This is a genomic window from Streptomyces sp. NBC_01241 (assembly GCF_041435435.1).
Taxonomy (GTDB): Bacteria; Actinomycetota; Actinomycetes; order Streptomycetales; family Streptomycetaceae; genus Streptomyces.
Map to the genome: position 1 here is coordinate 4,100,479 of NZ_CP108494.1, position 24,542 is coordinate 4,125,020.

The 24,542-nt window shown below is 69.3% G+C and carries 23 protein-coding genes and 1 pseudogene; 14 read left to right on the forward strand and 10 right to left on the reverse strand.

All coding sequences use genetic code 11. The features are described 5' to 3' along the window. Window positions 1-48: 48 nt before the first annotated feature. The 3 genes from OG306_RS18190 to OG306_RS18200 form a co-directional block, all read right to left on the reverse strand. Window positions 49-888 carry a transposase family protein gene (locus OG306_RS18190; protein ID WP_266753019.1) on the reverse strand — a complete coding sequence of 280 codons (840 nt, stop codon included), beginning with the start codon at window positions 886-888 and terminating at the stop codon, window positions 49-51. Between the two features lie 45 nt (window positions 889-933). Continuing rightward, the gene (locus OG306_RS18195) at window positions 934-1,413 is read right to left on the reverse strand and encodes a hypothetical protein (protein ID WP_371665505.1); all 480 of its coding nucleotides are present in this window, start codon (window positions 1,411-1,413) and stop codon (window positions 934-936) included. A 161-nt stretch (window positions 1,414-1,574) separates the two neighbouring features. After that, window positions 1,575-2,099 (reverse strand): DUF5994 family protein, encoded by a 525-nt coding sequence (locus tag OG306_RS18200; protein WP_266747165.1) that lies wholly within the window; start codon window positions 2,097-2,099, stop codon window positions 1,575-1,577. A 276-nt stretch (window positions 2,100-2,375) separates the two neighbouring features. Between OG306_RS18200 and OG306_RS18205 the strand changes: the two genes are divergently transcribed. The 6 genes from OG306_RS18205 (at window position 2,376) to OG306_RS18225 (ending at window position 5,992) form a co-directional block, all read left to right on the forward strand. After that, window positions 2,376-2,936 carry a DUF5994 family protein gene (locus OG306_RS18205; RefSeq protein WP_266747166.1) on the forward strand — a complete coding sequence of 187 codons (561 nt, stop codon included), beginning with the start codon at window positions 2,376-2,378 and terminating at the stop codon, window positions 2,934-2,936. Between the two features lie 226 nt (window positions 2,937-3,162). After that, window positions 3,163-3,438 (forward strand): hypothetical protein, encoded by a 276-nt coding sequence (locus OG306_RS18210; RefSeq protein WP_266747167.1) that lies wholly within the window; start codon window positions 3,163-3,165, stop codon window positions 3,436-3,438. 93 nt (window positions 3,439-3,531) lie between these two features. Continuing rightward, window positions 3,532-3,804 (forward strand): hypothetical protein, encoded by a 273-nt coding sequence (locus OG306_RS18215; protein ID WP_266747168.1) that lies wholly within the window; start codon window positions 3,532-3,534, stop codon window positions 3,802-3,804. A 443-nt stretch (window positions 3,805-4,247) separates the two neighbouring features. Continuing rightward, the gene (locus tag OG306_RS40920; RefSeq protein WP_327259022.1) at window positions 4,248-4,400 is read left to right on the forward strand and encodes a hypothetical protein; all 153 of its coding nucleotides are present in this window, start codon (window positions 4,248-4,250) and stop codon (window positions 4,398-4,400) included. 336 nt (window positions 4,401-4,736) lie between these two features. Then, on the forward strand, window positions 4,737-4,817 hold the full coding sequence (locus OG306_RS18220; RefSeq protein ID WP_351032151.1) for a tryptorubin family RiPP precursor: 81 nt from the start codon (window positions 4,737-4,739) through the stop codon (window positions 4,815-4,817). A gap of 128 nt (window positions 4,818-4,945) precedes the next feature. Further along, the gene (locus OG306_RS18225) at window positions 4,946-5,992 is read left to right on the forward strand and encodes a cytochrome P450 (protein WP_266747169.1); all 1,047 of its coding nucleotides are present in this window, start codon (window positions 4,946-4,948) and stop codon (window positions 5,990-5,992) included. Window positions 5,993-6,414: 422 nt separating this feature from the next. Here OG306_RS18225 and OG306_RS18230 read toward each other — a convergent pair whose 3' ends face one another. Beyond that, window positions 6,415-7,191: a polysaccharide deacetylase family protein gene (locus tag OG306_RS18230; RefSeq protein WP_266906129.1), complete on the reverse strand. Its 777-nt coding sequence runs from the start codon at window positions 7,189-7,191 to the stop codon at window positions 6,415-6,417. A 140-nt stretch (window positions 7,192-7,331) separates the two neighbouring features. Between OG306_RS18230 and OG306_RS18235 the strand changes: the two are divergent. Further along, window positions 7,332-7,519 (forward strand): annotated as a pseudogene (locus tag OG306_RS18235) (IS1380 family transposase); the annotation flags it as partial. A gap of 97 nt (window positions 7,520-7,616) precedes the next feature. Here the strand turns inward: OG306_RS18235 and OG306_RS18240 are convergent. The 3 genes from OG306_RS18240 to OG306_RS40925 all read right to left on the reverse strand — a co-directional run bounded on the left by OG306_RS18240 (window position 7,617) and on the right by OG306_RS40925 (window position 11,510). Then, window positions 7,617-8,216: a hypothetical protein gene (locus tag OG306_RS18240; protein ID WP_327349557.1), complete on the reverse strand. Its 600-nt coding sequence runs from the start codon at window positions 8,214-8,216 to the stop codon at window positions 7,617-7,619. Between the two features lie 1,524 nt (window positions 8,217-9,740). Continuing rightward, on the reverse strand, window positions 9,741-11,030 hold the full coding sequence (locus OG306_RS18245; RefSeq protein ID WP_266747172.1) for an LAETG motif-containing sortase-dependent surface protein: 1,290 nt from the start codon (window positions 11,028-11,030) through the stop codon (window positions 9,741-9,743). 231 nt (window positions 11,031-11,261) lie between these two features. Then, complete coding sequence (locus OG306_RS40925) at window positions 11,262-11,510, reverse strand: hypothetical protein (RefSeq protein WP_432762235.1); 249 nt, start codon at window positions 11,508-11,510, stop codon at window positions 11,262-11,264. Between the two features lie 310 nt (window positions 11,511-11,820). Between OG306_RS40925 and OG306_RS18250 the strand changes: the two genes are divergently transcribed. Then, entirely contained in the window at window positions 11,821-12,378 is a 558-nt protein-coding gene (locus OG306_RS18250; protein ID WP_266747174.1) for a hypothetical protein, read from the forward strand. 71 nt (window positions 12,379-12,449) lie between these two features. Next, the gene (locus OG306_RS18255; protein WP_371665506.1) at window positions 12,450-17,069 is read left to right on the forward strand and encodes a cation-translocating P-type ATPase; all 4,620 of its coding nucleotides are present in this window, start codon (window positions 12,450-12,452) and stop codon (window positions 17,067-17,069) included. Between the two features lie 95 nt (window positions 17,070-17,164). Here OG306_RS18255 and OG306_RS18260 read toward each other — a convergent pair whose 3' ends face one another. Beyond that, complete coding sequence (locus tag OG306_RS18260) at window positions 17,165-18,295, reverse strand: site-2 protease family protein (RefSeq protein WP_266747176.1); 1,131 nt, start codon at window positions 18,293-18,295, stop codon at window positions 17,165-17,167. 463 nt (window positions 18,296-18,758) lie between these two features. Between OG306_RS18260 and OG306_RS18265 the strand changes: the two genes are divergently transcribed. From OG306_RS18265 to OG306_RS18285, 5 genes are all read left to right on the forward strand, one after another. Then, complete coding sequence (locus tag OG306_RS18265) at window positions 18,759-19,490, forward strand: Na+/H+ antiporter NhaA (protein ID WP_266747177.1); 732 nt, start codon at window positions 18,759-18,761, stop codon at window positions 19,488-19,490. Continuing rightward, a complete protein-coding gene (locus tag OG306_RS18270; RefSeq protein ID WP_266747178.1) occupies window positions 19,487-20,545 on the forward strand; it encodes a PucR family transcriptional regulator in 1,059 nt (352 codons plus the stop codon). Before OG306_RS18265 ends, OG306_RS18270 begins: the two co-directional genes overlap by 4 nt. Window positions 20,546-20,888: 343 nt before the next feature. After that, window positions 20,889-21,299: a VOC family protein gene (locus OG306_RS18275; RefSeq protein WP_266747179.1), complete on the forward strand. Its 411-nt coding sequence runs from the start codon at window positions 20,889-20,891 to the stop codon at window positions 21,297-21,299. Window positions 21,300-21,425: 126 nt separating this feature from the next. Then, a complete protein-coding gene (locus tag OG306_RS18280; RefSeq protein WP_266747180.1) occupies window positions 21,426-21,866 on the forward strand; it encodes a helix-turn-helix transcriptional regulator in 441 nt (146 codons plus the stop codon). Between the two features lie 10 nt (window positions 21,867-21,876). After that, window positions 21,877-22,500: a glyoxalase gene (locus OG306_RS18285; protein WP_266747181.1), complete on the forward strand. Its 624-nt coding sequence runs from the start codon at window positions 21,877-21,879 to the stop codon at window positions 22,498-22,500. Window positions 22,501-22,638: 138 nt separating this feature from the next. On the opposite strand, the gene metG is transcribed toward OG306_RS18285, so the two are convergent. Together metG and OG306_RS18295 are read right to left on the reverse strand one after the other, a co-directional pair. Further along, window positions 22,639-24,243, reverse strand: a complete 1,605-nt coding sequence (metG, locus tag OG306_RS18290; RefSeq protein ID WP_266747182.1) for a methionine--tRNA ligase — start codon at window positions 24,241-24,243, stop codon at window positions 22,639-22,641. Between the two features lie 42 nt (window positions 24,244-24,285). Further along, window positions 24,286-24,513, reverse strand: a complete 228-nt coding sequence (locus tag OG306_RS18295; RefSeq protein ID WP_266747183.1) for a hypothetical protein — start codon at window positions 24,511-24,513, stop codon at window positions 24,286-24,288. Window positions 24,514-24,542: the final 29 nt, after the last annotated feature.

A 24,542-nucleotide genomic window follows, 5' to 3' on the forward strand; every position in this document is an offset into this window, starting at 1 on the left:
AGGTGCTCACGCTGGTGGTGGGCGGGTGACTTCGGTGGAGATCGTCGGTCAGCGGGCGACTTCCCGGTTCGTAAGGACCAGCAGGGCCCGTACCAGCGCGGTCGCCCACTTCGGGTCGGTGCGGACCTTGCCGAGCACGCGCCAGTTCTTCAGGTGCGCGAAGCCGTGTTCGACCGGGGCCCGGACCGCGGCCAGCGCCTTGTTGGACAGCTTCTGTCCCCTGGTCAGTGGCTTGTTGCGGGCAGCCTTGTAGCCGGTGATCACAGCCGGGTCGGCGTCCGGGCCGCTGTCGTCGAGGCCGACGAAGCCCAGGTCTGCGATCGCTCCGAGGCCGGCCGCGCGCAGATGGGCGGTCAGTTTGTCGTGGCGGCACGCGGTGATCTCCGAGGTGCGTCCGGGCCTCACCGCGCTCACCCAGGCCAGGCGTCCCTTGTCGTCGGTGAGCGCGATCACGAGCAGGCCGTGGCACTTGTGCTTGCCGGAGTAGTTCTTGCGGTTCTCGGTCCCGGTGCGGCGGCGGGTGCGGATCAGGGAGCCGTCCAGCAGCACCACCCCGCCACCCGATCGGGCGATCTTCTTGAGCGCGCGGTCCAGGCGCGGGGCGCGGGCGGCCAGCAGCCCGACGACTTCCCGCACCCACCGGGTCACAGTGGTGCGGTGCACCCCGTTCCCGCCGGCCAGGTCGCCGGGCCGCTGGTCACAGCGCAGCACGGCCAGCACGAGGCCGGCGATCTTCCCTGCGGGCAGGGCCCGCCACCGCGATCCGATCTTCTTGCAGTGGCCGCGGATCAGGTCGGCGAGCCAGTTCAAGGTGGCGCTCGACAGCGGCAGGCGGGCGGTGTAGACAAGACCGTCGGGGCCCTCGGCAAGACTGTTGTTTTTCTTCACACAAACTCAACTGCCGCCGGGGGCCTTCCAGTTACGGTGGCACGGCTACAGGCGTGCGGTGAACTTCCCGTCGCCGCGTTTGTGCAGCCAGCCGCGGTCCGCGAGCTTGACCAGTTTCGCCCGCAGCGGCTCCAGTTTCCCGCGCACCTCCACCTGTAGGCCCAGCTCCTCGCCCACCGCCCGCACCTGCACCGGACCGCCGGCGGCCCGCACGATCACCAGGATCCGGCGGTAGTCGCCGGGTAGCGCGGTCTCGTCCACGCTGTCGCCGCGGTGCGGAACCAACAGCACCGCACGCCCCGCCACCCGCGCAGGCGCAGGCGCAGGCGCAGGCGCAGGCGCCGGCGCGGAGGCGGCTCGCTCCCCAGCGATCTGCTCGCTCACCCGCGCCAGGACCCGCTCGGCGACGGCGAGTTCGTTCCGCTCGGCCCGCACCTGGTCCAGCCGCTTGACCAGCTGTTCTTCCAGTCCGTTCAGTTCCGCGCGGCGCGCGGCGATCCGTTCCCGCACCTCAGGATCCACCATGCCCGGGAGCGTAGGAGCCGCACGGGCGGTAACGGACCAGAACCCGCGAAGACCCCCCTGCCCGACGATCTACACGGCAGACTGTCGCGCGCGACCAGCACGAGCGCCTCGACACCGACGCACACCAGGCCCGTGACCTGCTACTTCACGATGCACACCACTCATCGCTCACCGCGTTCGCGGCCCGTCCGCGGTTCCTCCGCGGGAACCGGGTGTGCGCGACGGGTGCCGGTATCGATGAGGATCTGCTCGGCCTGCGTGACGTTGCCGGCCTGGACGGCCCTGCCCATCGCGGCGCGGGCTGCTTCAGGTGTCGCGTGCGGCGGGACCACCAGCAGGGTGAAGTGGTCCTGGTCGCCTCGGGTGATCAGGATGGTGTCGTCACCGACCGGGAAGGAGTCGATGTGGACGACCCGGTCGTCGATGACCAGACGGGTCGGCAGTTCTTCCCAGGCACCGGCGTCCAGGCCGACGCGCAGGATGGGACCGAGGTGCTCGGTCAGCGCGGCGATCAGACCGGGGAGCTCAGCGCCGATGTCCTGAGAACGCGGCCACCACGCGCCGTCGAGAACTTGCTCGCGGGTGTGCGTGGTCGCCAGTCTCAAGAGGGCCGTCCCGGGTCTGACGGCCTGGTGGTCCGCGTCCGGCAGAAGGTGCGGGTCGCAGGAAGCGTCGGATTCGGCCATGTGTGTTCACCCGCCTTCCGGGGCGGTGCGTCCGCCCGGCGAGGTCACCTCGTCACTTCACCGTACTCCGCGTGCCGGGGAGCGCGCCGCGCGGCGGCTGAGCCGGACCCGCGTTCGCCAGGAAGGTTCCTGGTCACGCGCGCCTTTACGGACCGTCGGCCGGAGTAAAGTGAAGAGACCGGGAGTACTTCGCACACGGGCTCTCTCGCCGGTGTCGTTCTCGGCGAGCAGCAATACCGGGACGTCGAAGACGAGCCCCGGGGACAGGTTCGCGTCATGACCGCGACCATCGACCGCACGATCATCAGCGAGCGCGTACCTTCGTCACAGGCCCGCCTTTCCTTCACTCCGGCAGGATCGCCTCCGGGTCTCCTGGACGGCTCCTGGTGGCCTCGCTCTCGCGATCTTTCCCGCGAACTCCCCGCTCTGACGGACGCGCTGGACGCGCGCTGGGACCGGATCACTCATGTCACGGTGAACCCGACCTACTGGCCCGTGGTGCCGCGAAGAGTGCCGGTGACCGGGCACACGGTGCACGTGGGCTGGTTCACCGAAGAGCAGGACCCGAACAAACTGATCCTCTTCTCCTACACCGCGGGACGCTGGGACCTGCTGGTGATCCCGCCGGAGACCGACGTTGCCGCCGCCGCCCGGCTGATGTCCGCCGCAGCCACTCCCGGCGGCCTCCTGACCGCCAGCGCTCTCATGGCGAGCGAGGACGCCACCCGTGACGCGCGGGAGACGCTGTGGCAGGAAGAAGGGTGGGAGACCGAAGGCGGAGCCGCCTCGGCGGCAGGGAACCCGACCGGGCTCCTGTCCTCAGCCCGAGGGAAGTGAGGGGCGTGGAGACGATCACCGCCGTGACCGTGATCACCAACTCGGTCAGCGCGGAAAGGTTCCTGATCCATCGGTTCCCCGCGCAGCAGACCGAGCCCTCTGAGCCGCCCGTAGCCACCCACCGCGAGCACCACGCCGGGGGGCCCTGGAGGACACCGGCCGCTGGGGGCGCTGGGTGTGGCGCGACGGCATCACACCCACCGACACGTCATCCCTGTCATCCCTGATGAGCGAGGTCACCGTGAAGTCACCAGAACTCCCCTCGCCCGGCAACGCCGACGTGCGCATCGTCGCCGAGTCCCCCGAAGTCGCCCGTGAGGTCGCAGAAGCTCTCCGTCATTGCTTCGGCGCGACCGAACAGCGCAGCTACCCCGTGGACGGCGCGGGCGGAACCCGCCTCCACCTCACCGTCGACACCACTCACACGCCACAGCCGGCACGGCCCTGGCTGGTATCCAGCCAAACCTCCCAGGACGCCCGCACACAGACGGACGAAATCTGAAGCGAGGGCCCACAAGGGGCGGCGGGGCAGGCGTACCTGCCGCACCTGTCCCACAGGCTCCGATTCGGTGCCCGGCACGAGTGGGCGGCGATCATGGCAACACTGCAAGAGCGGAAGCACTACCGCGACGCGATCATGAAGGCCCTGTATGAAACCACGGAAGGCAATCGCTTCCTTGGCGTTACCGGGGCAAAGCTGCGCGACGGTCTTCAAATCCCTGAGCAGGACCTGGCAGCAGCCTGCGCATATCTGGTGGGCGAAGGGCTCGTCACCGTCGACTGGGCACAAGGAAACACACCCGTGATGGTCACACTGACGCACCAGGGAATCCGGCTCATGGAGGCCGAAGAAGAGGAACAGAGCTGACACCACGCAAAAGACGGCTCCGGGGGCCGAGGCACCCCATCGACACGGAATGCCCACTTGTGCGGTAAATATCCCGTGAATACCATAAGAGGTGGGTCCGCGCACTCTCACGCGCAACGACCTGAAAGGGCGCCCCCGGCGGGTATACGCCGGGGACGTTGGCAGCACGGATCGAGTGGCCGCCGCTGCCAACCGTGCGATAGAGCTCGGTTGTCCTACGGGTTCCGGACCGCCGGTGCTGCAGTTGCCTGGGACAGCGCCACAACGGCTTCGGGCGGGGGCGACGGCGGTACAGGGCGAGGTTGGCCCGCTCCCCATGCAGAAACGGAACGTTCGGGGCACACCCCAGGACGAGCCCACTGACCCGCGAATTGCCCGAAAAGCCCACTCGCCCTGGCGTAACTCTGTGGGGGCGAGCCGGGCCTGAAGGGGCCTCTTTCTACGTGAAGCACCGTATCCGGCTGAGATCCGTGTCCGCCGCTGTCGTCATCGCCACAGCGGGTGGCCTACTTGCCGCCGTACCGGCCTCGGCTGCTGTCACCTGCGCATCCCCGGTGTTCAAGCGCCAGTTCTTCGCGAACACCTCGCGTCCGTAGCGCCGGACTTCGGCCGTACGTCCCAGCACCCGATCCGCACGCCGGACGGCCAGGACACCACGCGTCCGCGCCGGGGCCGGTCACGCCGGTCAGCGCGGGCCCGCGCCACTGGGTGTGCCTGCCGGGGTCGGTATATCGGTGTACGGGACGCATGGTGATGGACCGTCAGGAGCCTTTGTGGCTGTGGTGTTTCAGGGGCCTGCCGAGGTTTCTGGCTGCTTGTGGTTACCGTGTGACCGGGTGGGGTAGCTACTGCGCGTTATTGAGCCTGCGGACCATTTCACGGCTCTCCGGTACCGCCGAGATGTGTGACGTCCCCCGAGAGGAGGTGCAGTGATGAAGCTTCTCTTCGCTATCCGTAACAAGGTCGCAGCTACCAAGAGCCTCAAGGCGAACGCCTGGTACCTCTGGTACTGAGCGCGCGCCGCTGCTGTGCGGCCGAGGCGACACCGTTGTCCGACGCCTGCCCTGGGGAGGCGGCGCCGGACAATGCTCAGCCGCAAGGTTCCTCCCGGCTACCCCTTCCCACCGCACCGGAGCCCACGATGCCGCCGTCATCCACAGTGCGCCCGCGCACCACCGTGTTCGCCCCGCGCCTGGCCGCCCTCATCGACGACCACATGGGCCGGGACGTCTTCCGGCTGGAACCCGACACGATCGGGGTCGCGGGATTCGAGGTCGCCGACCGCATCCTCGCCGCACGCCGGGCCACCGAGACGGAACGCCCCACTTTCAAACCGCTGCACGGACATTCCATATCGCGCGGCGAGGCTTCCGGCGTCACCCGCACGATCGGTCATGACGTACGCGAGGCGCTGGCCAAGCCGGCGCCGAAAGACGTGGACCTCTCCGGTTCCTGGCCGCTGACCGGGCACCTCTTCCTGCGCGACCTCATCCTGGGACAGGATCCCTACCGGCTGCGCCTGCTCATGAGCCGCAACCTCGAACTGACCCCCAAGCTCACCTGGTCGGTCATCGCGGTCGGCGCCGCCCTGCCCGGCTGGCCCCGGCCCAGCGAGCGGCTCACCGGGCTCGCGGGACGGGCGGCGGGGGCCACCGGCTACCAGGAACGCCGGTACGCGATGGGTATGTACCGCCGAGCGGCCGCCCCCGTGTGCTTCACCGTCTCCACGCTCGTCGCCAACGCCCTGTGGCTCGGATCGCCCTTCGGCGACAGCACGCCCAACCGCCACATCATCCATGAGGCGTTGCGACTGCTGCCGCCCTCCTGGAACATCCTGCGCAATGCCTCGCCCGAATACCCCGCCATCGATGACCGGATCGGCGAGCGGGACGACGTCCTGCTGCTGCCCCTGCTGTCGCACCGGGACCCGGCCTTGTGGGACGCCCCGGACAGTTTCCGCCCGGAACGCTGGAAGGACCTCGACCCCGACACCGCCCCCGGCTACCTGCCCTTCGGCCACTCGTCGGAGCGCTGCTGGGGCCGGCACATGGTGATGCCCCTCGCCGAACTGCTGCTGGACCTCATCCGCGGTTCCGGACTGGTGGTCGACCCGGACCAGCGGGTCGGCAAAGTGCCCCTCCTCGGCCTGTTGGGCGTGGACGACGTACGGCTGACGCACGGGGCCTGAACGACTCCTCACCCGCGGCCCCGCCCCGCACAGCGGGGAAACCCCGGAACCTGCGCCACCACACCCCGTTACCCCACGGCCGGATCATCTCCCTCCATCTCGCCGGCGCGCTTCGCGAAGGTGCGCCACCGTAAGCACCGGTGATTCCCAAGCTCAGCGCGCGAGTTCGATTCTCGTCATCCGCTCCATGAAAGAGCCCCAGGCCGGTGGCCAGGGGCTTCTTTTGCACTCGCCCAGGGTGGAGACTTGCTTACCGTCGGCCTGCGGTGTGCGGAACGTGGCCGTCCGGCCGTTCTTGATCACCTGAGACTGGTCCCGTTCTTGATCACCTGAGACTGGTCGGAGGTTGCGACGACCACCTTGTTCATGTCTGTCCGCCGGTGCCGGGGGCCGGGTCCGATGCCGGTGCGGGCGAGCCCTACTCACCGCACAGGGAGGCCGAAGGAGTACCCCTGCTGCTTCAGCCAGGGCAGGATCTCGCGCAGAGCGGCCAAGGTCTGGGAGCGATCCCCTCCCGCGTCGTGGAAGAGGACGGTCGGCCCGTTGGAGATCTCTCTCTTGACGGTGGCGACCATGGTGTCCACACCGGGACGCTCGAAGTCTTTGGAGTCGACGTTCCAGCCCAGCGGCCGCATCCCCCGGGACGCGGCGAGCTGTCGGCTGTACGGGGTGAAAGCACCGCCCGGGGCCCGGTAATACTGCGGCCGGACGCCTCCGGACGCCTTGGTGATCATGCGTTCGGCATCCAGGATCTGCTGGGACTGGTACGTCTCGGACTTGGTGTCCATGGTGGTGTCGTGCGAGACAGTGTGGTTGCACAGCCGGTGGCCGTCTGCCACGACCTCCTTGACCAGGTTCGGGTACGCCTGGGCCTGCGTGCCCACCATGCAGAACGTAGCCTTCACACCGCTGTCCTTCAGCAGTTGCAACACCTGCGGCGTCCAGACCGGGTCCGGTCCATCGTCGATGGTGATGTTGACGCCCCGGGCGCCGCGGTCCGAGGCGTGCGCGATGTCCGCCGACACCTTGGCCACCTGGTCCTGGTGCTGCGCGTCCGGCGCGGAGACACGCGCTTGAGGACCCCCTCCGACGGGGCCGGCCTGTGCGGTCCACACCGAGGTGGCGGCGGCCATCACTGTCACCCCGAGCGCCGTCGCGAGAAGCCGACCGTGCCATCCCCTTCCCTTATGCCTTGCCATGTCCGCCCGCCCCTTTGCTGTCTCCGCCGATGCCGTGCCCCCATGAAGACATACGAACGCCCGTAAAAGATCCCTCTGTTACCGATCGCTGACGAATTCGCAGGGGGCCGACGACAAACGCAGGAGCTCCGCGACAGATGAGCACCAACACCAAGGACATCCCGATCGCGCAGCCGGCACTGCGGCACCGACAGCGCCGTGTCGAGGACCGCATCAGCAATGCGCGCGCCACCGGCCCACGCAACCTCCCCTCCCCTGCACGGCCCAGAACCAGGCCTGGCTGGAGATCGCCCAGCTCGCACTCGACCTGCCGGCCTGGATGCCGTTGGGCCGGCGGCCTGCGCACACGCCCCAACGGACGAAGAAGAGCCCGTCAGCAAGCTGACGGGCTCTTCGCGAAAGATCGAGGCTAACCTGCCATCAGGTCAGATCGTCGGTGTGTCATCGACGATCTCCTTGTGCGGTTCGACAATGAACCTCCAGCCATCGCTGGGCTCCAGGAACCGCACTCGGGTCGGGTAGATGTCCAGGGCACGGCGGTCGCGGTTTTGGCTGTTCGTGTTCTTCCGCCCCCGGGCCGGCTCCTCGTACAGGTCGACCTTGACGTCCGGCACCGCGACGGATTCCTCGCTCCAGCGCTGAACGATCCCCGCGCCGAACGCGTCCCGCGCAGCGGAGTAGAGCGAATCCAGGGATTCCTTGTTCCCGTCGGGCACGAAGAGGGCGAGGTTCAGAAGGACGCCGGCGCTCTGGAGAACCTCGATTTCTTCCCCTGCCTTGTCGGCAATCCAGATCCCGCGCTCTTCGACATTGTCCGGGAGGACATGCATTTCCTCACCGAAGATCGTCCTCGCGATGAAGGACCCTCCTTCGAAATTCTTACCCGGCTTCGTAAGGAAAGCCGGAGCGTAGCAGTCGAGAGGAAGGCCATCCATCTCCGCCGAGACGAAGATGTCGTCCTGGAGGCCCAATTCTGAAACCTCTCCGGCCGTAAGACGTCGAGCCGTAACCTTCTCGGTATTCACGCCATTCCCCTTTTTTCGCGGCGTCCTGTAAATTCATTAGGACTATACCATGAAAGCGAACAGTCGGTCCCTTTACGCACACCTTCGCGTTCACGATAGTACAGGCAACCCTCCGAGTAATTCCTTTCGACAGAACAGCAGACAAATCCTCTCGAATCGCCGACGAAACGCAACCCGTAGAGAAATACGGTGAGGCCCAAGAGGTGGCTCACCGCTTCGGCGGGCTTTCGGAATCAAGTCGGCCGCCAAGTGAAATGCGAGCGGTCTTGGCCGAATGGCAACCCGGCGACCCAATCGAGCGAACCACGGCGGTCGCCTCTCCGACAGGGCACTTCACGCCTCGCCCCTACGGCCGCCTTCGCGGGGCCGCCGTCTCTTCACCCACGGCCCAGGCGGATCGATTGGAGTAGTACCGGCGCTCCCAATCCAATCGATCCGCACCAGCACATTACGCGCGTTCGGTTCTCGTCACGCGATCCACAATGGAGGCGCTAGTCAGACACCGGGACCTATTTGTTGTTGGCCGGCCGACGGCCACTCCGCAACGATTGACGGACAAGAGCGTACGCGGCTGACAGCGGTGTTACAGGCCCCAGGGATGCTGCGAGAGCCCATCCGGGTGGCGCGCGCTGTGCATCCCGTTCGGCAGGGATCGCGTTGATGATGTCGATCCCACCGTCGCATGGTCGGAAAAGTCATCCGAGTTTCCTCGGCGCAAGGATGACGCCCGCCGTCTCGAAGTCTGCGACCTTGCGCAGCAAGGGATCGAAAGTCGTGGGCAGGTTCGTGGGAGTCCCCATATATGGGAGTCCCATATAGAGGTGCGTGTACGTGCGGAAATCGGGCACCTCGGTCTCGTCCGCCGAAACGGTCCGCCAGTGGTCACCTGGGCCGGCCCGCTCCGACGTTCGGTTCACGTCCGCGCGGAGATGGATCACCGCTCCACTCGCCTTGATCACGGAAGGGGTCACTTTCCATCGACCGATAGGGGGTCACGGTTCAAAGCACGCCGGCACTCGTCCATTCACGTCCGAAGGCCGAGCATCGAAAGCCGCTCCGCGCTCCCCCCACGAACAGCAACCCGGCCGGCGACACTGCGTGCGAGTACCGCCCTCGCCGCCCGTTACGGACAGCGCGGACCGGCATGGAGGGAAAGAGCAGCCGCCGAGCCCGATCCCTGCGCGGTGGCGGACCGGACGGGCACATGGCTTTATTCGCGAGTGGGTCGTGAAGCAAGTGGAGAGGCATGACTCGTCTTGGGCACGAGGGCGGTGTGCCGCAGGCGGCCGACGCCTCGGTGCGGGAGTGCAGCAGATGCCGGGCGGGCTGCAGAGAAAGGTCTGGACTGCCTGCTACGGGCCCTGCCGCCGCGCTCCGGACTCCGGGCCCGTAGGCGTTGGTCCGCAGGTGGCTACGCGCCGGGGCGGCCTTGTCACCGCAGCGGGCCCGACACCTCTCGGTGTCGGGCCCGCTGGGCGGTCGGCGCGTGGGCCGGGGCGCCTGGTCGGCACCCCGGCTCATGCGTCAGGCGTGGAAGCCGGCCTTGCGACGGCGTGCGACGAACACCGCGCCCGCACCGATCGCCAGGGCCGCGCCGCTCGCGAGGGCGAGCTGCGACGTCGCGGAGGACGAGCCCGTGGCGGCGAGGCTGCCGCTCACGGGACTGGCCGACGCGCCGCTCTGCGGCTTGAGGTCCGCGGTGTTCGGCTTGGTCTTGCCGGGCTTGGCGTCGTCGACCTTGCCGGGCTTGGCGTCGTCGACCTTGCCGGGCTTGCTTCCCGCGGCGGCGATCAGGAACTCGTAGCCCTCGAAGTCCGCGCTGCCGCAGATGCGACCGTCGTCGTTGAAGTAGTCACCGCCGACGAAGGTGACGCCGTTGCCCGCGGGGGCCGAGGCGTCGATCGTGAGGCGCATCTTGACGTCGGCGTGGGCGCCCGCCTTCAGCGGGCCGATGGCGTCCATGTAGTTCCTGTTGTCGACGGTCTTCCACGTCGAGGACGAGGCGGACAACCACTGCAGGTGCACCAGGTCGTCGATGCCCTTGAGCCCGCTCCGGTCGGTCGCCTCGATGTGGGCGAACGGAAGCACCTTTTCCATCGTCTCGTCGGTGCCGTTGGTCACCCGGAGATTGAAGTTGACCTTCGTGCCGGCGGCGACTGTGGACGGCAGACCCGCGAGGACCATGGTGAGCTTGGCCTCGGCGAAGCAGCCCGAGCCGTCCCACTCCCTCGCCTCGGACAGTGCCTCGTTGGCGGCGGTCTTGGCAGCGAGCGCCGCCTTGGTGGCCTTCTTCGCCTGGTCCAGCGTCCGGGCTGCGGCGAACCGCTCGTCGTCACGCGCGTCCAGGGCCTCCACGACCTTGGCATCGGCGGCGGCCTTGGCCGCACCGGCGGCTACGGCGGCGGCTTCTGCCGTGGTGAGAGTCGTCGCCGCGGCGGTCTTCTCCTCCTCGGTGGCCGTCTCCGGGAGGGCGTCGACCGCCGCCTTGGCGTCGACGACCGCCTGGTCGGCGTCGGTCTTCGCGGAGGCGGCGTCGGCCGCCGCGGCCTCGGCGGCCTTGGCCGCCACGGCCAGGGGAGCGGTGTCGGACATGACCGCTTCCAGAGCCGCGCGGGCGGCGCTCTCGGCCGCTACGGCATCGTCGTACGCCGCCTCCGCTGCTGCGACGGCCTCTTCCAGCTCCGTGATGGACGGCAGGTGCTGCGTCTGCGCTGCCGGCTTGTCGTCGGCGAACGCGGGGGTGACCGACAGCAGGAGGGCAGGCGTGGTCACTGCGGCGGCAACAGCTGTGGCAAGAATCCGGCGAATCTTCACAAGAGCCCTTCGGGGTCCGAAAAGAGAAGAAAGGGTCGCAGCGGAATGGGACACGCAGATGCGACTTGAGGTGATCGTATGGCCGGGGCAACGGTCGACCGTCACAAGTTTTTCACCTGTTTCGGCCGACACCACAACACCGGGACAGACAGAAAAGACGAAAGGGTGCAGTTGCTTTCACTGCCTGCGCTTTCACTGTGAGGAATGCCACATGCCCCTGAATGCGTCGCTCTACGCCCCCCCGGCGACGCTCCACCCGGCGAGCGCCCGCACCTCCACGTACGCGACCCTGCTGCCGGAACGCATCCCATCCCGGCAGACGTCGCCTGTGACGTCGACCGTCCCGAAGACCCGGAGGCACTGGTCCACTGCGCTCACCACCTGGGCGGCCAGGAGAAGAGCCGGGGCGTTTCCGTCGAGGAACTCCACAGGGAAGCGATCGAGGCCGCGAAGCAACTCGCACGCCGCACCGCGCCCCACCCGTGCCCCTCAGAGCGGTGACCAGCGGTGGATACGGGACCTTCGCCCACCTCGGGAGTGAGCCACCAGGGCCACCGTTTCCGCAGGTCAAGGGCTACTTCGACGCCCAGCGTGCCATGGATTCCCAAGCTCAGAACGCGGGTTCGAAGATTCACGGCCCAGCGGACTTCACCGCCGACTACGTCATACGGCGGCAATAAATATGTCCAGACTTGCCGAATTTGCCGGATATGGTCAAGGTTGTCGGAAAGGTGAGATGCGTCACGACCTCACTTGCATGTCTCACCTGCCCTACAGAGGGAGAGCGACCATGACTGGCAGTTCCCATGCGCATGGCTCAGGGGACACGAAGGTGCGGCACCCCGTCCAGGAGACGCTGGCGCACCCCGTGCAGATGGTGACGACGGCAGTGGAGAAGGTCCCTGGCGCCGAGAAGGTCAAGGTGGTCTTCGACGGTGTTCTGGACTCCGTCGGGATCGTCTCGCCCCATGCACGGCGTGTCGCGGCGTACACCGGTGCCGGGCTGCTCGGCGTGGCCGGTGTGGTCGAGTGGCCAGTGGTCGCGGCGGGCGCTGCCGTGGTGTGGCTCACGCAGCCGCGTCCCAAGGATGCGGCGGCGGTCCAGGCAGCAGGCGAGGCCCGCGCCGAAGGACTGGAGGCGAAGCACGCCGCCAAGTCGGCCAAGGCGTCGACCGCCACCAGGAAGGCAAAGACCCGTCCGGGCAAGGCCACGTCGGGGACGGCGAAAACCCGCGCGCCCAAGTCGACGAGCACCTCGGGCACGGCAAAGGCCCGCTCGACCAAGCGCGCCACCACGAGCGCCACGAACACCTCGCGCACCAAGGCAGGTGGGCGGAAGAAGCCTTAGACGCCGGCCTTCCACCCGCTCCGACGACCGTTCCGTCCCCGGCCCGTGCGGTACGCCCGCGAAGGTGAGACATGCTTCTCCGCTTGCTGACCGGGCTGCCCGCCGTGGCCCTCCAGAACGCCTTGGCTGCCCCCGTCGAGGCCACCCGCCGGATCGCCCCGCCGGCCACCGACACGGCGCGGATGGTCGCTGAGCTTGTGAGCGCCGGTGCGCGTGGCGTTGCAAGCGGCGCGGCGGCGGTGTCGGCGACCGCACTGCGGGTCGGCAGGGTCGCTCGCAACGCCGTGACCCCTCAGGTCGGTTACTGGCGTGCCGGGTCCCGCATGCACCTCGCACTGCGGCAACATCCGGACGCGCAGGAGTCCACCGTGGAGCGCCTCGAAGCCGCCTGCGAGAAGGTGGCCGTCGAGCTGGCCGAGCACCCCGATGTGCTGATCGCCTACTGGGACGGCGGCCTGGGGCGTCTGGTCATGGAGACCACCGAGGGCGCGGTCGACGAGCAGTTGGTGGACCGGGTGTCCGAACTCGCCGCCGAACACGGGCTGGTGCACGTCGCCGACCAGACGCTGGAACACACGCACCCGGGTGCAGCCGGGGGCGTGCGCGCCAATGCTGTCGCCGTGGCGTGCGACGCGGCGGGCATCGCCACCGCCCTCGCGGCGAGAACGGCCTTTCTGAAGCCCGTGCCGGAGGTCGTCGTGGCCGCGGTCGTCGTGATGCGCGAGGACTCCCGGGTACGGACGGTGCTGAGCCGCGCGCTGGGCTCGGACCTGGCCGATCTGGTGCTCGCCGCGGCCCATGCGGCTGTCTGCGGGATCGGGCAGTCGCCGAGTCCGCTCCTGCTCGACGCGGCACTGCGGACCGCCCAGTTGGTGGAGTCGGTTGCCCAGCTCGCGACGTTCGACGCCCTGCACGACACGCTGTGTGCCCCGGACAGGCCGACCGTGGCCGACGACGATGTCGTACGTCCGCCGCTGCGTTCGTGCCCCGGCGAGCAGTATGCCGACGCCGCGATCAACGGGATGCTGGGCGGCGCCATCACCACGCTCCTGTTCACCCGCAGCCTCGATGGGGCGGCCGAGACCGCACTGGCCGGTTCGCCCAAGGCTGCGCGCTACGGTCCGGCGGCCTTCACCGCGGCGCTCGGCAGTGCCCTGGCGCGCGAGGACGTGCTGGTCCGCAACCCGGAGCGGCTGCGGAGACTGGAGCTCGTGGACACCGTGGTCCTGCATCCCGAAGCGCTGCGCAGCACCCGGCGCACCGTGCTCGAGGTCCATCCCAGCATGACCGGCTGGGATCACCGTCGGCTGTGGCGGGCGTCCACCGCAGCCCTGAGTGCGCCCGGGGACGGGGCAATGCCGTCCGGGGAGCCGAGGCTCGGCCTGCGACCGGTGCCCGACGAGATGGCGTCGAGCACGGTTCTTTCGGACACGGGACTGCCGGACACGGGACTGATGATCGCGTCGGTGCGCGGCACAGATGTCGGTACGGTCCTGGTCGGCCGGGAGGTCGACCCGATGGCCGAGGCCGTGTTGGACGCGGCACGCCGGGCCGGCCTGCACGTTGTTGTACTGGACGACCACTCACTCGGTGAGTTCGGGACCCTGGCCGACCAACTCGCCTCCGTCGAACTCCCGTTGGCCGACGTGGTGGCCGGCCTGCAGAGCGACGGGCGGACGGTCCTCACGGTGGCGCGCGTGCCGGTCGACCGAGCGACACCGCAAAGGGCGTTGACCGCTGCCGCCCGCGACGTACTCAACGGGCTGCTCCGCAGCGACATCGCCGTCGCCGTCGCCGACGAGCGCAGCGCTGTCGTCTGGGACGCGGACATTCTGCCCCTGCGCGGGCTGGAGGGTACGTGGCGGTTGCTGTCCGCCGTGCCCGCGGCACGGGCGGTCAGCCGACGGGCCAAGTTCCTCGCCGAGGCGGGCGCCACGCTCTCCGAGCTCCTGGTGCTCACCCGCGGGGCCCGGACGCAACGGGTCCCCTTCCCCCTCGAACTGCGGATCAGCCCGGTCAACATCGCCACCGCCGCGGCTCTGGTGTCGGGCTGGTGCACCGCACTGGGTACTGCCACCGGTACGCCCCCGCACCCCAGGCCGCGGGTGCCTTGGCACGCTCTGCATCCGGAGGAGGTCATGGCCCGGCTGGCGAGGGCGCCGCGGGCCGCGCCCACCGCATGGGCGACGGTGCGGACCCGGGCCGACCACGTCGTGGGCGCCGCAGCCACCCACCCGGCCTTCGCGCCGGCGCGGCTCGGCGCACGTCTGGCAGGCGCCACGTGGGCCGAACTCGACGATCCGTTCACCCCCATCCTGCTGATCGGTGCCACCGCGTCCGCACTGCTGGGATCCGCCGTGGACGCGTTCCTCGTCGTCGGCGCCGTCGCGGGGAACGCCGTGGTCGGCGGAGTACAGCGGCTGCGCGCGGAGCAGGCGCTGTCCGAGCTCGTCACAGGGCAACGGCGAACAGCCCGGCTTCTGCCCGACGTGTCAGCAGATGAGGCGTCCGTCGTCGAGGCCGAACGACTGGCGCCCGGCGCAGTGATCGAGTTGCGCACCAACGACGTCGTGCCGGCCGACGTGCGCCTGCTGGAGGTCAGCGGCTTCGAGGTCGACGAGTCCTCGCTGACCGGCGAGTCACTGCCCACCCGCAAACAAGTGGCCGCCGTATCGGAGGCGTCCGTCGCCGACCGCAGTTCCATGGCCTTCGAGGGCACCACTGTGGTGGCCGGCCGTGCCCGCGCCGTGGTGGTGGGCACCGGCGACCAGACGGAGGCCGGCCGCGCGGCGTCCCTCGCCGCCCGGGTCCCCACCTCGGCAGGGGTCCAGGCACGACTGCACCAGCTGACCCGCCGGGTCCTGCCCCTCACCCTCGCCGGCGGCGCCGCGGTGGCCGGGCTGTCCCTGCTGCGCGGCCGCCCGGTGCGCACCGCGCTCCAGGGCGGGCTGGCAGTCGCGGTGGCCGCCGTCCCCGAAGGCATGCCCTTGGTGGCGACGGTGGCGCAGATGGCCGCGGCACGGCGGCTCAGCAGGCTGGGTGTCCTGGTACGCACGCCGCGCAGCCTGGAGGCCCTGGGACGCGTGGACACCATGTGCTTCGACAAGACCGGGACTCTCACCGAGAACCGGTTGCGGGTGGTCCGTCTGGTCACTGCCGACGGCGCCGAGCACCCGGCGTCCGGCCCCGAAGCGGAACAGATCCTTCGCATCGCCGCCCGAGCCTGCCCCCGCGTCGCCGAGCAGCCGGGCGTCCACGCTCACGCCACCGACGAGGCCATCCTGGTGGCCGCCCCGCGCGAGACCGGGTGGACCAGCGTGCGGGCCCAGCCCTTCGAGGCGAGCCGGGGCTACGCGGCCACCATCGGGCGGGACGCCGACGGCGAGGACATGTTGGTCGTCAAGGGGGCGCCTGAAGTCATGCTGCCGTGCTGCCCCGATGCGGATCCGACAGCCGTCGAGACGGCACATGCTCTTGCCGCCCAGGGCCTGCGGCTGCTGGCCGTCGCCCAGCGCCGCCTCGCGGCGGACGAGGCGGCGGAGGCCCTGGACAAGCCTCTTGAACTGCTGGAACTCATCGGCTTCGTGGCACTTGCCGACAGCCCTCGCGCCAGTTCGGCCCCGCTCGTGGCCGGTCTCGGCGAGATCGGCGTACGACCCGTCATGCTCACCGGCGACCACCCTCAGACCGCCCGTTCCGTGGCGGTGGCTCTGGGCTGGCCATCGGATGTCACGGTCGTCACCGGCGACGAGCTGGCCGCGCTCGACCGGGCGGGGCGGGCGGGCCTGCTCCGGGACTGCGGTGTAGTGGCCCGCGTCGCTCCCGAGCAGAAGCTGCAGGTGGTCGAGGCGCTCCGGGAGGCGGGACGCGTCGTGGGCATGGTCGGGGACGGCGCCAACGACGCCGCCGCCATCCGCGCCGCCGATGTCGGGATCGGCATCGCGGCACGCGGATCGGCCGCCGCGCGCAACGCCGCGGACCTCGTGATCACCAACGACGAACTGTCGGTTCTCATCGATGCCATCGGCGAGGGCCGTGCCCTGTGGCGCAGCGTGGCCGACGGGATCAGCATTCTGCTCGGAGGGAACGCCGGCGAGGTCGGCTTCTCCGTACTCGGCACCTTGCTGTCCGGTACATCGCCACTGTCGACGCGTCAGCTGCTGCTGGTCAACCTGCTCACCGACATGTTCCCGGCGATGGCGGTCGCGGTCACTCCCCACGATCCGGAACCCACCGGTGAGCCCGGCGCAGCCGAGGGCGCACCCGTGGGTCTCGCCGTCCTCGGCCCGCCACTGACCCGCCAGATCCGCCACCGTGGCGTGATCACCGGAATCGGCGCGGCCATCGCATGGCTGCTCGGCAGGCTCACTCCGGGCTCGGCGCGGCGCACCAGCACGATGGCCCTGTGCGGTGTGGTCGGCGCCCAGCTCACCCAGACCGTCGTCGGACGCCGCCACAGCCCATTGGTCCTGGGCACCGTCCTCGGCACCGCCGCCGTGCTCATCGCCCTCGTCCAGACGCCGGTCGTCAGCCACTTCTTCGGGTGCACGCCGCTGGGCCCTCTGGCGTGGGCCGGCGTGGCCGTCGCCGTCGGCGCCGCCGCCCTCGGGCCCCGCGTACTGCCGCAGGCCGAGCGGCTGCTGGCCGACCTCACCTCGCGAGTGCCTCCCGTGGTGCGGCTCGTCCACTGACGAGCTCCGGACCGCCGGTGCCGTAGTTGCCCGGGACAGCGCCACAACGGCTTCGGGCGGGGGCACATCGCCGACGACGCTGCGGGCCCCCGGGCTCAGTCGGGCCCTTGGCCCCCCAGTGTGCGCCGCTGGATCAGCCGTGAAATGTCCTTCGCGGTGACGATCCCCACCAGATGGTTCCCGTCCACGACGAGAATGCGCATGCCAGTACCCGGGCGGAGCTTGTCGAGAGCCTCATTCAGAAGATCACCCGGGGCGGCAACCGCGCACTGTGACAACGGGATCGCCACGTCGCGCACGCGCAGCGCCTCCTGGCGCGCTCCCGGTATCCGGGCAAGCCTGCGTATCTGAACGATCCCGCTGGGACGACCTTCGAAATCGAGCAGCGGCACGGCGGAATGGCGGGAGTTCACTGCCACTTCGGCGATGAAATGCCGGATGGTCAGCCAGTCGGCGCCGGTGGTCACCGGGCTGGACATGGCATCGGCGACCTTGACGCCCCGCAGTTCTGTGTGGATCACGGCACGCTGCCGTTCCGCGCCGGCGACGACCGTGATGAAGAGACCGACGAAGACGAGCCACAGCCCGCCCGGCGCCCCGCGCAGGAAGGAGATCCAGCCGAAGGCCATCAGCAGCCCGCCCACGACCTGACCGCTTCGGGAGGCCACCCGATCCGCACGTTCCCGGTCTCCGGTACGCCACCACAACAGCGCCTGCACCACCCTTCCGCCGTCGAGCGGCGCAGCGGGAAGGAGGTTGAATGCGCCCAGGAACAGGTTCGCCCAGCCGAGCCACACCAGAACGGCGGCGGGCACCGCCCAGCCGGACATCGCGTGCAGCCCGATTCCCGCTCCGAATGCGGCGCCTCCGATGACCAGGCTGGTGAGCGGCCCGCTGATCGCCACCGCGAAAGCCACCGCGGCCGTCGGCGGTCGCCCCATCCGGGTCATCCCGCCCAGCGCCCACAGCGTCACATCCTGTACCGCGATCTTCTTCCTGCGGGCAGTCGCGGCGTGGGCCGTCTCGTGGAGCAGGAGGCTGCCCATGAGCAGCAGGGCTCCCACGGCACTGGCGAAGGTGTACACCGCGTCCGGGCGCCCTGGAGTCCATGCGGGAAGGGTCTGGCGGCCGAGGCCGTACGCGAACACAACCACCAGCAGCGGCACGCTCCAGTGCATCCGCAGTGGTACCCCGACAACTTGTCCGACACGGACCGAGCCGTTCATCGTCGTCTCCCGTCGGCCCGGCACCCGGTCCACCGGGCAGGCCCTCGCGACCTGACTCCATGAACCGACCAGCACGGCACCCACCCACCATTGTCGCTCTCTTGTTGTCACCAACACGCGTCTGTTGTCACCAACACGCGTCATCGTCCGCAGCCGCGTCGGAGCTGGACGTCGACAGGACTGAACGGATCTGTCGGCAATTGCCAGGAGAGCCGCTCAGCATGCCGCTACCGTGACACGGCGGAACCGCCGGCAGTGTCGGGGCAGGCAGGCCCCGCTCGCACTGGCTGCATGTCGGGCTGCGCCCTCCCGGGAGCATGCGCTGCCCTCGTGGACTCCGCTCGTGCTGGATAGGCTGTGCGGAACGCGTCAGGAATCGCGCGCTGGTGTGCCGGGAAGTCTGGTCGGCGGTCTGGAGACAGGTGTCTCCCGACGTTTGCCGATGTCCCCGGAGGACTACCCCATGCCGGATACCCCACGCGAGCGTTTCCCCTTGCTCGGCCTCTTGCCGTGGGACGAGCGCCCGGCGGTCAGCGAGACGCTGCGGACCGGAACCGCCGGCGGTCCGGTCCTTCCGGCCGTGGCGGTCGTGGCCCTGATCCGGGCGAATTCTGCCGGGCGCGGTGCGTACGAGTCGGTGGGCGATGCTCATGCCGGGGTCAGCTCCCTGGCGCTCGGCCTGTCGGTCGGGCACCGGGCCTCGGACGGCCTGCTGACGGTTTGCTTTCTGGTCGCGGGCATCGAGCTGAAGCGCGAGCCGGCCGTCGGTGAGCTGCGGACCCCGGCGACAGCGGCGCTTCCGTTGGTGGCCGAGGTGTGCGGCATGGCCGTTCCGGCTCTCTCGTACGCGAGCGTCTCGGCGGTGGGGGGCGGTTCACCGTCGGGGTGGGCGATACCGATGGCCACCGGCATGGCGTTCACGCCGGCCGTCCTCGCCGTCCTCGGCACCAGTCTTCCCTGGGCGCCGCGCGCGTTTCTGCCGGCCTTTGCGGTGGCCGACGCTCTCGGCCCGATCCTGATCACCGCCCTGTTCTTCATCGCCGACGGCATCCCGGACATCTGCCGGCGCGAACAGCGCGTGCCGGTCGTCGCCACCGGCGCGAACCACCGCGTGCGAACCGTTCTGCACAGCATGGGCCTGGACCGGTCCCTCAGCTACCCCGACGACAAGCCACGACACGAGGAGCACCGGTGAGCACCCCCGAGGCAACCACTGACTGCTTCCATGGATACACGGACCTGCTGGCCACGGCAGCCGCGACCGGACGCCGTCTCACTCGCCGCGAACTCGATGCCCTGCGCACATTCGGCGAGCAGGCCGCGGGAAACGGGGCGGCGTTGCGCCAGGTCGTCTCGAACCATCTCGAAGCCGCTCGTTCGGCCTGGCCGGGCCCACCCGTACCGGTCGACAGCGCCCTCGCCGTCATGTCCCAGGCCATCGACGCACTGGCCGAGGGATACGACCAGGCCCAGCACTTCGCCATCCGGCAGCAGGAAGCCGCCCGCCGCGAATTCATCGATGACCTCCTCTACGGACGCAGCAACCTCGGCCGTCTGGCCGAACGCGCGGAACGCTTCGGCCTGCGTCTGTCCCACGCCCATGCCGTCGCCGTGGCCCAAGGTGCCGTCCCCTACGCCGAAGGCGACGAGGTGCCCCGGAAGGTGGAACGCGCGGTGACCGGCCGCTTCGGGGCACGACAGATCCTCCTCACCACGAAGGAAGGACGGCTGATCTGCATAGCCCCCGGCGACCAGCGCGACGTGCTCACCTACTTCGCCAAACAGGCCCATGCCGCAACCGACGGCGGACGCACCGCGATCGGCCGCACCCACCGCGGAGCCGGCGGCGTCGTCCACTCCTACGAAGAAGCCCTCAACACCCTCGACCTCGCTATCCGCCTCAGCATGGACGCCCCTGTCCTCCACACCTCCGACCTGCTGGTCTACCCCGTCCTGACCCGCGACCGCCAGGCGATGGCCGACCTCGTACGCACCGCCCTCGGCCCCCTCCTCCAAGCACGAGGCGGCCCCAAAACCTCCCTCGACACCCTCACCGCGTATTTCGAAAGCGGCTGCAATGCAACCGAAACAGCGCGCCGGCTCTCCCTCAGCGTCCGCGCCCTCACCTACCGCCTCGAACGCATCCACCAGCTCACCGGAACCAACCCCACCGACCCCCACCACCGCTACACCCTCCAAACCGCCGTCATCGGCGCCCGCCTCCTCAACTGGCCCGACCAGCGCCTCTGACCCCGACGTGTCCTCTCCGACGCCACCTCGGCCCTCTCTCCGACAGAGGCCCCGATTCGTCTACATCGGTGGGAAGCCGCTCCTGGCACTCGACCTGCAGAGCGGTCAGCAGCGGTGAACAGGGGCGCCGGGAGACCACGCCGGGAGAACCTCCAGAGCGACGTATCAGCACCGTTGATTCCCAAGCCAGGAAGGCGAGTTCGGCTCTCTTCGCCCGCTCGTGCGCCGAAACTCCGGGCCGGATGACCGGGGCGGATGACCGGGCCGGACGACCGGGGCTGGTGGCCGGACCGGTCAGGAATCGAGAAGCACCGGTCACCGGGCCGCAACTAACGTGATGGCCATGGACCTCACCATTCACACGGCCATCCTCCCGCACGACGACCCGGACGCCGCCGTGGCCTTCTACCGCGACACCCTCGGCTTCGAGATCCGCAACGATGTCGGACAAGGCAAGATGCGCTGGATCACCGTCGGTCCCGTCGGCCGGCCCGGCACCTCCATCCTCCTGGCGCCACCGGCCGCCGACCCCGGGGTCACCGAGGACGAGCGGCGCACCATCGCCGAGATGATGGCCAAGGGCACCTACGGCTGGATCCTCCTGGCCACCCGCGACCTCAACGGCACGTTCGAGAAGGTGCAGGCCGGCGACGCCGAGGTCGTGCAGGAGCCGACCGAGCAGCCGTACGGCGTCCGCGACTGCGCCTTCCGCGACCCGGCGGGCAACCTGATCCGTATCCAAGAGGTGCGCTGAGGCGCCCGGTAGTCGGTTCGGCCTCGATGGCCGGTGCCACGACCGCCTCGCCGCCCGTCTCGGGAGGCAACCCATGTGCTCACGAACACCGATGACGGGAGTTCCCCCATGTGTCATCCTGCCTGGATGAGCGCACTCACCGCGGCGCAGCGCCTGAGCGACCTCGCGCGGCTGCGCCGCGTTCGCGATCGGATCGACCGGGAGTACGAGCAGCCGTTGGACGTCGAGGCGCTCGCCCGCGGCGCGAACATGTCGGCCGGACACCTCAGTCGCCAGTTCCGGCTGGCCTACGGTGAGTCGCCGTACGCCTATCTGATGACGCGGCGCGTCGAACGCGCGATGGCGCTCCTGCGCCGTGGCGACCTCAGCGTCACCGAGGTCTGTTTCGCGGTCGGCTGCTCGTCACTGGGCACTTTCAGCAGTCGCTTCACCGAGCTGGTCGGTGTGTCTCCCAGCGTCTACCGGCGCCGGGAGGCGAGCGGTGCGGCGGGGATGCCGTCGTGCGTGGCCAAACAGGTGACCAGACCGGTCAGGAATCGAGAAGCGCGGGCGACGAGCCGTAACTAGCTTGACCACTATGACCTCCATCGAGTCCATCACCCTTGAGGTGGCCGATCCCACGGCCGCCGACCGCTTCTGCACCGCCTTCGGTCCGGGTGCTCAGGTGCACCTGCGAGCCTCGGAGGCACCGACGACCGGGTTCCGTGGGTTCACGCTGTCGCTCACGGTGCCCCGGCCTGCCGACGTCACCGGCTTCATCGGTGCCGCGCTCGACGCCGGTGCCACTTCACTGAAGCCTGTCTCGAAGTCGTTCTGGGGCTACGGCGGCGTCGTACAGGCTCCGGACGGGACGATCTGGAAAGTCGCGACCTCCGCGAAGAAGGACACCGGCCCGGCCACCGGGCGGATCGAGCAGACCGTGGTTCTGCTGGGGGCCACGGACGTGGCCGCGAGCAAGCGGTTCTACGTCGACCGCGGCCTCACCGTGGCGAAGAGCTTCGGGAGCAAGTACGTCGAGTTCGCCTCGCCGGCGAGTTCCGTCAAGCTGGCCCTGTACGGGCGCCGTGCCCTCGCCAAGGACGCCGGTGTCCCCGTCGACGGCAGCGGCTCGCATCGGCTCGTGCTGGGCAGCGATGCCGGGTCCTTCACCGACCCGGACGGGTTCGTCTGGGAGGCCACGCCGGTGACGCCCGCGCCCTGATCCGTCGCACCGCGGCCCGGCCCGACCGACCGTTGTGCTCACGACGGCCCGGTCCGGTACCTCGACGACAGAACGCCCGGCCGGGAAACCCCGGCCGGGCGCCTGTACGCATCCCGGACCCTCGCCGTGGGTACGTGCTTACGCCGGCTTCTCCTCCAGGCGGGGGAACAGCACCGCGCCCTTCGTCACCGTCGAGCCCACCGGGAGCCGGCCCCAGGTGCCCGCGTCCTGTACGCGCTGGTCGGACAGCGCGCCCAGGGACGGCTCGGCGCCGAGGGAGTCCCAGAGCTTCTGCGAGGTCTCCGGCATCACGGCGTTCAGCAGGACCGCGACGCCGCGCAGCGACTCGGCGGCCGTGTACAGGATCGTCGCGAGGCGGGCCTGGCCCTCGGGGGACGTGTCCTTGGCGACCTTCCAGGGCTCCTGCTCCGTGATGTAGCCGTTGACCTGCTTCACGAAGTCGAAGACCGCCAGGATGCCGGCCTGGAAGTCCAGCTCCTCGCCGATCTTCTCGTCGGCCGTCGCGACGGCCTTCGCCAGCCCCTCCTGGACCGCCTTCTCGGCGTCACCCGCGGCCGTGGCCTCGGGGAGCGCCCCGCCGAAGTACTTGCCGACCATGGCGGCGACGCGCGAGGCGAGGTTGCCGTAGTCGTTGGCGAGCTCGGAGGTGTAGCGGGCGGAGAAGTCCTCCCAGGAGAACGAGCCGTCGCTGCCGAAGGCAATGGCGCGCAGGAAGTACCAGCGGTACGCGTCCACGCCGAAGTGCGAGGTCAGGTCCTGCGGCTTGATGCCGGTCAGGTTCGACTTCGACATCTTCTCGCCGCCGACCATCAGCCAGCCGTTGGCCGCGACCCGGCCCGGCAGCGGCAGGCCCTGCGCCATCAGCATCGCGGGCCAGATCACCGCGTGGAAGCGCAGGATGTCCTTGCCGACCAGGTGCACGTCGGCCGGGAACGTTCCGTCGAACTTCTCCTGGTTGGCGCCGTAGCCGACCGCCGTGGCGTAGTTCAGCAGGGCGTCGACCCACACGTAGATGACGTGCTTCTCGTCCCACGGCACCGGGACGCCCCAGTCGAAGGTCGAGCGGGAGATGGAGAGGTCCTGCAGGCCCTGCTTGACGAAGTTCACGACCTCGTTGCGGGCGGACTCGGGCTGGATGAAGCCGGGGTTGTTGGCGTAGAACTCCATCAGCTTCGGGCCGTAGGCGCTCAGCTTGAAGAAGTAGTTCTCCTCCTTGAGGATCTCCACCGGCGTCTTGTGGATCGGGCACAGCTTGACGCCGTTCTCGTCCTCGATGAGGTCGCCGGGGAGCTTGTACTCCTCGCAGCCCACGCAGTACGGGCCCTCGTAGCCGCCCTTGTAGATCTCGCCCTTGTCGTACAGGTCCTGCACGAACTCCTGCACCCGGTCGGTGTGCCGCTTCTCCGTCGTACGGATGAAGTCGTCGTTCGCGATGTTCAGGTGCTCCCAGAGGGGCTTCCAGGCCTCCTCCACGAGCTTGTCGCACCACTCCTGCGGGGTGACGTTGTTCGCCTCGGCAGTGCGCATGATCTTCTGACCGTGCTCGTCCGTGCCGGTGAGGTACCACACCTTCTCGCCGCGCTGGCGGTGCCAGCGCGTGAGCACGTCGCCTGCGACGGTCGTGTAGGCGTGGCCCAGGTGAGGAGCGTCGTTGACGTAGTAAATGGGGGTCGAGACGTAGTACGCCGTCGCCCCCTGCTTCTCGGATCCAGTGGCCGCCATGGTCGAAATCCTAACGGCCTGCGGAAGATCCACTCACCCCGATCAGGGTCGGCCGCCCTCGGGCCCGGGGCCGAAGGGGTCCTCGGCGTGGACGGAGAAGGCGATCATGTCCAGCAACTCCGCCGGGGGGTCCGCCGAGGGCGGCGGGGTCACCGAGCGGGCCACCGACGGCCGGTCCACGCCATGGTGGTCCGGAACCTGGCCCAGCAGTTCCGCCAGGTCCTTCGCCGGAGCCCGGTGACAGGCTGTGCGGAGACCTTTGCGAAACATGCTTTCCCGTAACAAAGACGCATCCTGGG

Bases quoted from the DNA above. Each gene is read 5' to 3' on its own strand.
- OG306_RS18195 (WP_371665505.1), bottom strand. From the start codon at position 1,413: ATGGTGGATCCTGAGGTGCGGGAACGGATCGCCGCGCGCCGCGCGGAA.
- OG306_RS18200 (WP_266747165.1), bottom strand. From the start codon at position 2,099: ATGGCCGAATCCGACGCTTCCTGCGACCCGCACCTTCTGCCGGACGCG.
- OG306_RS18205 (WP_266747166.1), top strand. From the start codon at position 2,376: ATGACCGCGACCATCGACCGCACGATCATCAGCGAGCGCGTACCTTCG.
- OG306_RS18210 (WP_266747167.1), top strand. From the start codon at position 3,163: ATGAGCGAGGTCACCGTGAAGTCACCAGAACTCCCCTCGCCCGGCAAC.
- OG306_RS18215 (WP_266747168.1), top strand. From the start codon at position 3,532: ATGGCAACACTGCAAGAGCGGAAGCACTACCGCGACGCGATCATGAAG.
- OG306_RS18220 (WP_351032151.1), top strand. From the start codon at position 4,737: ATGAAGCTTCTCTTCGCTATCCGTAACAAGGTCGCAGCTACCAAGAGC.
- OG306_RS18225 (WP_266747169.1), top strand. From the start codon at position 4,946: ATGCCGCCGTCATCCACAGTGCGCCCGCGCACCACCGTGTTCGCCCCG.
- OG306_RS18230 (WP_266906129.1), bottom strand. From the start codon at position 7,191: ATGGCAAGGCATAAGGGAAGGGGATGGCACGGTCGGCTTCTCGCGACG.
- OG306_RS18250 (WP_266747174.1), top strand. From the start codon at position 11,821: ATGACTGGCAGTTCCCATGCGCATGGCTCAGGGGACACGAAGGTGCGG.
- OG306_RS18255 (WP_371665506.1), top strand. From the start codon at position 12,450: ATGCTTCTCCGCTTGCTGACCGGGCTGCCCGCCGTGGCCCTCCAGAAC.
- OG306_RS18260 (WP_266747176.1), bottom strand. From the start codon at position 18,295: ATGAACGGCTCGGTCCGTGTCGGACAAGTTGTCGGGGTACCACTGCGG.
- OG306_RS18265 (WP_266747177.1), top strand. From the start codon at position 18,759: ATGCCGGATACCCCACGCGAGCGTTTCCCCTTGCTCGGCCTCTTGCCG.
- OG306_RS18275 (WP_266747179.1), top strand. From the start codon at position 20,889: ATGGACCTCACCATTCACACGGCCATCCTCCCGCACGACGACCCGGAC.
- OG306_RS18280 (WP_266747180.1), top strand. From the start codon at position 21,426: ATGAGCGCACTCACCGCGGCGCAGCGCCTGAGCGACCTCGCGCGGCTG.
- OG306_RS18285 (WP_266747181.1), top strand. From the start codon at position 21,877: ATGACCTCCATCGAGTCCATCACCCTTGAGGTGGCCGATCCCACGGCC.
- metG (WP_266747182.1), bottom strand. From the start codon at position 24,243: ATGGCGGCCACTGGATCCGAGAAGCAGGGGGCGACGGCGTACTACGTC.
- OG306_RS18295 (WP_266747183.1), bottom strand. From the start codon at position 24,513: ATGTTTCGCAAAGGTCTCCGCACAGCCTGTCACCGGGCTCCGGCGAAG.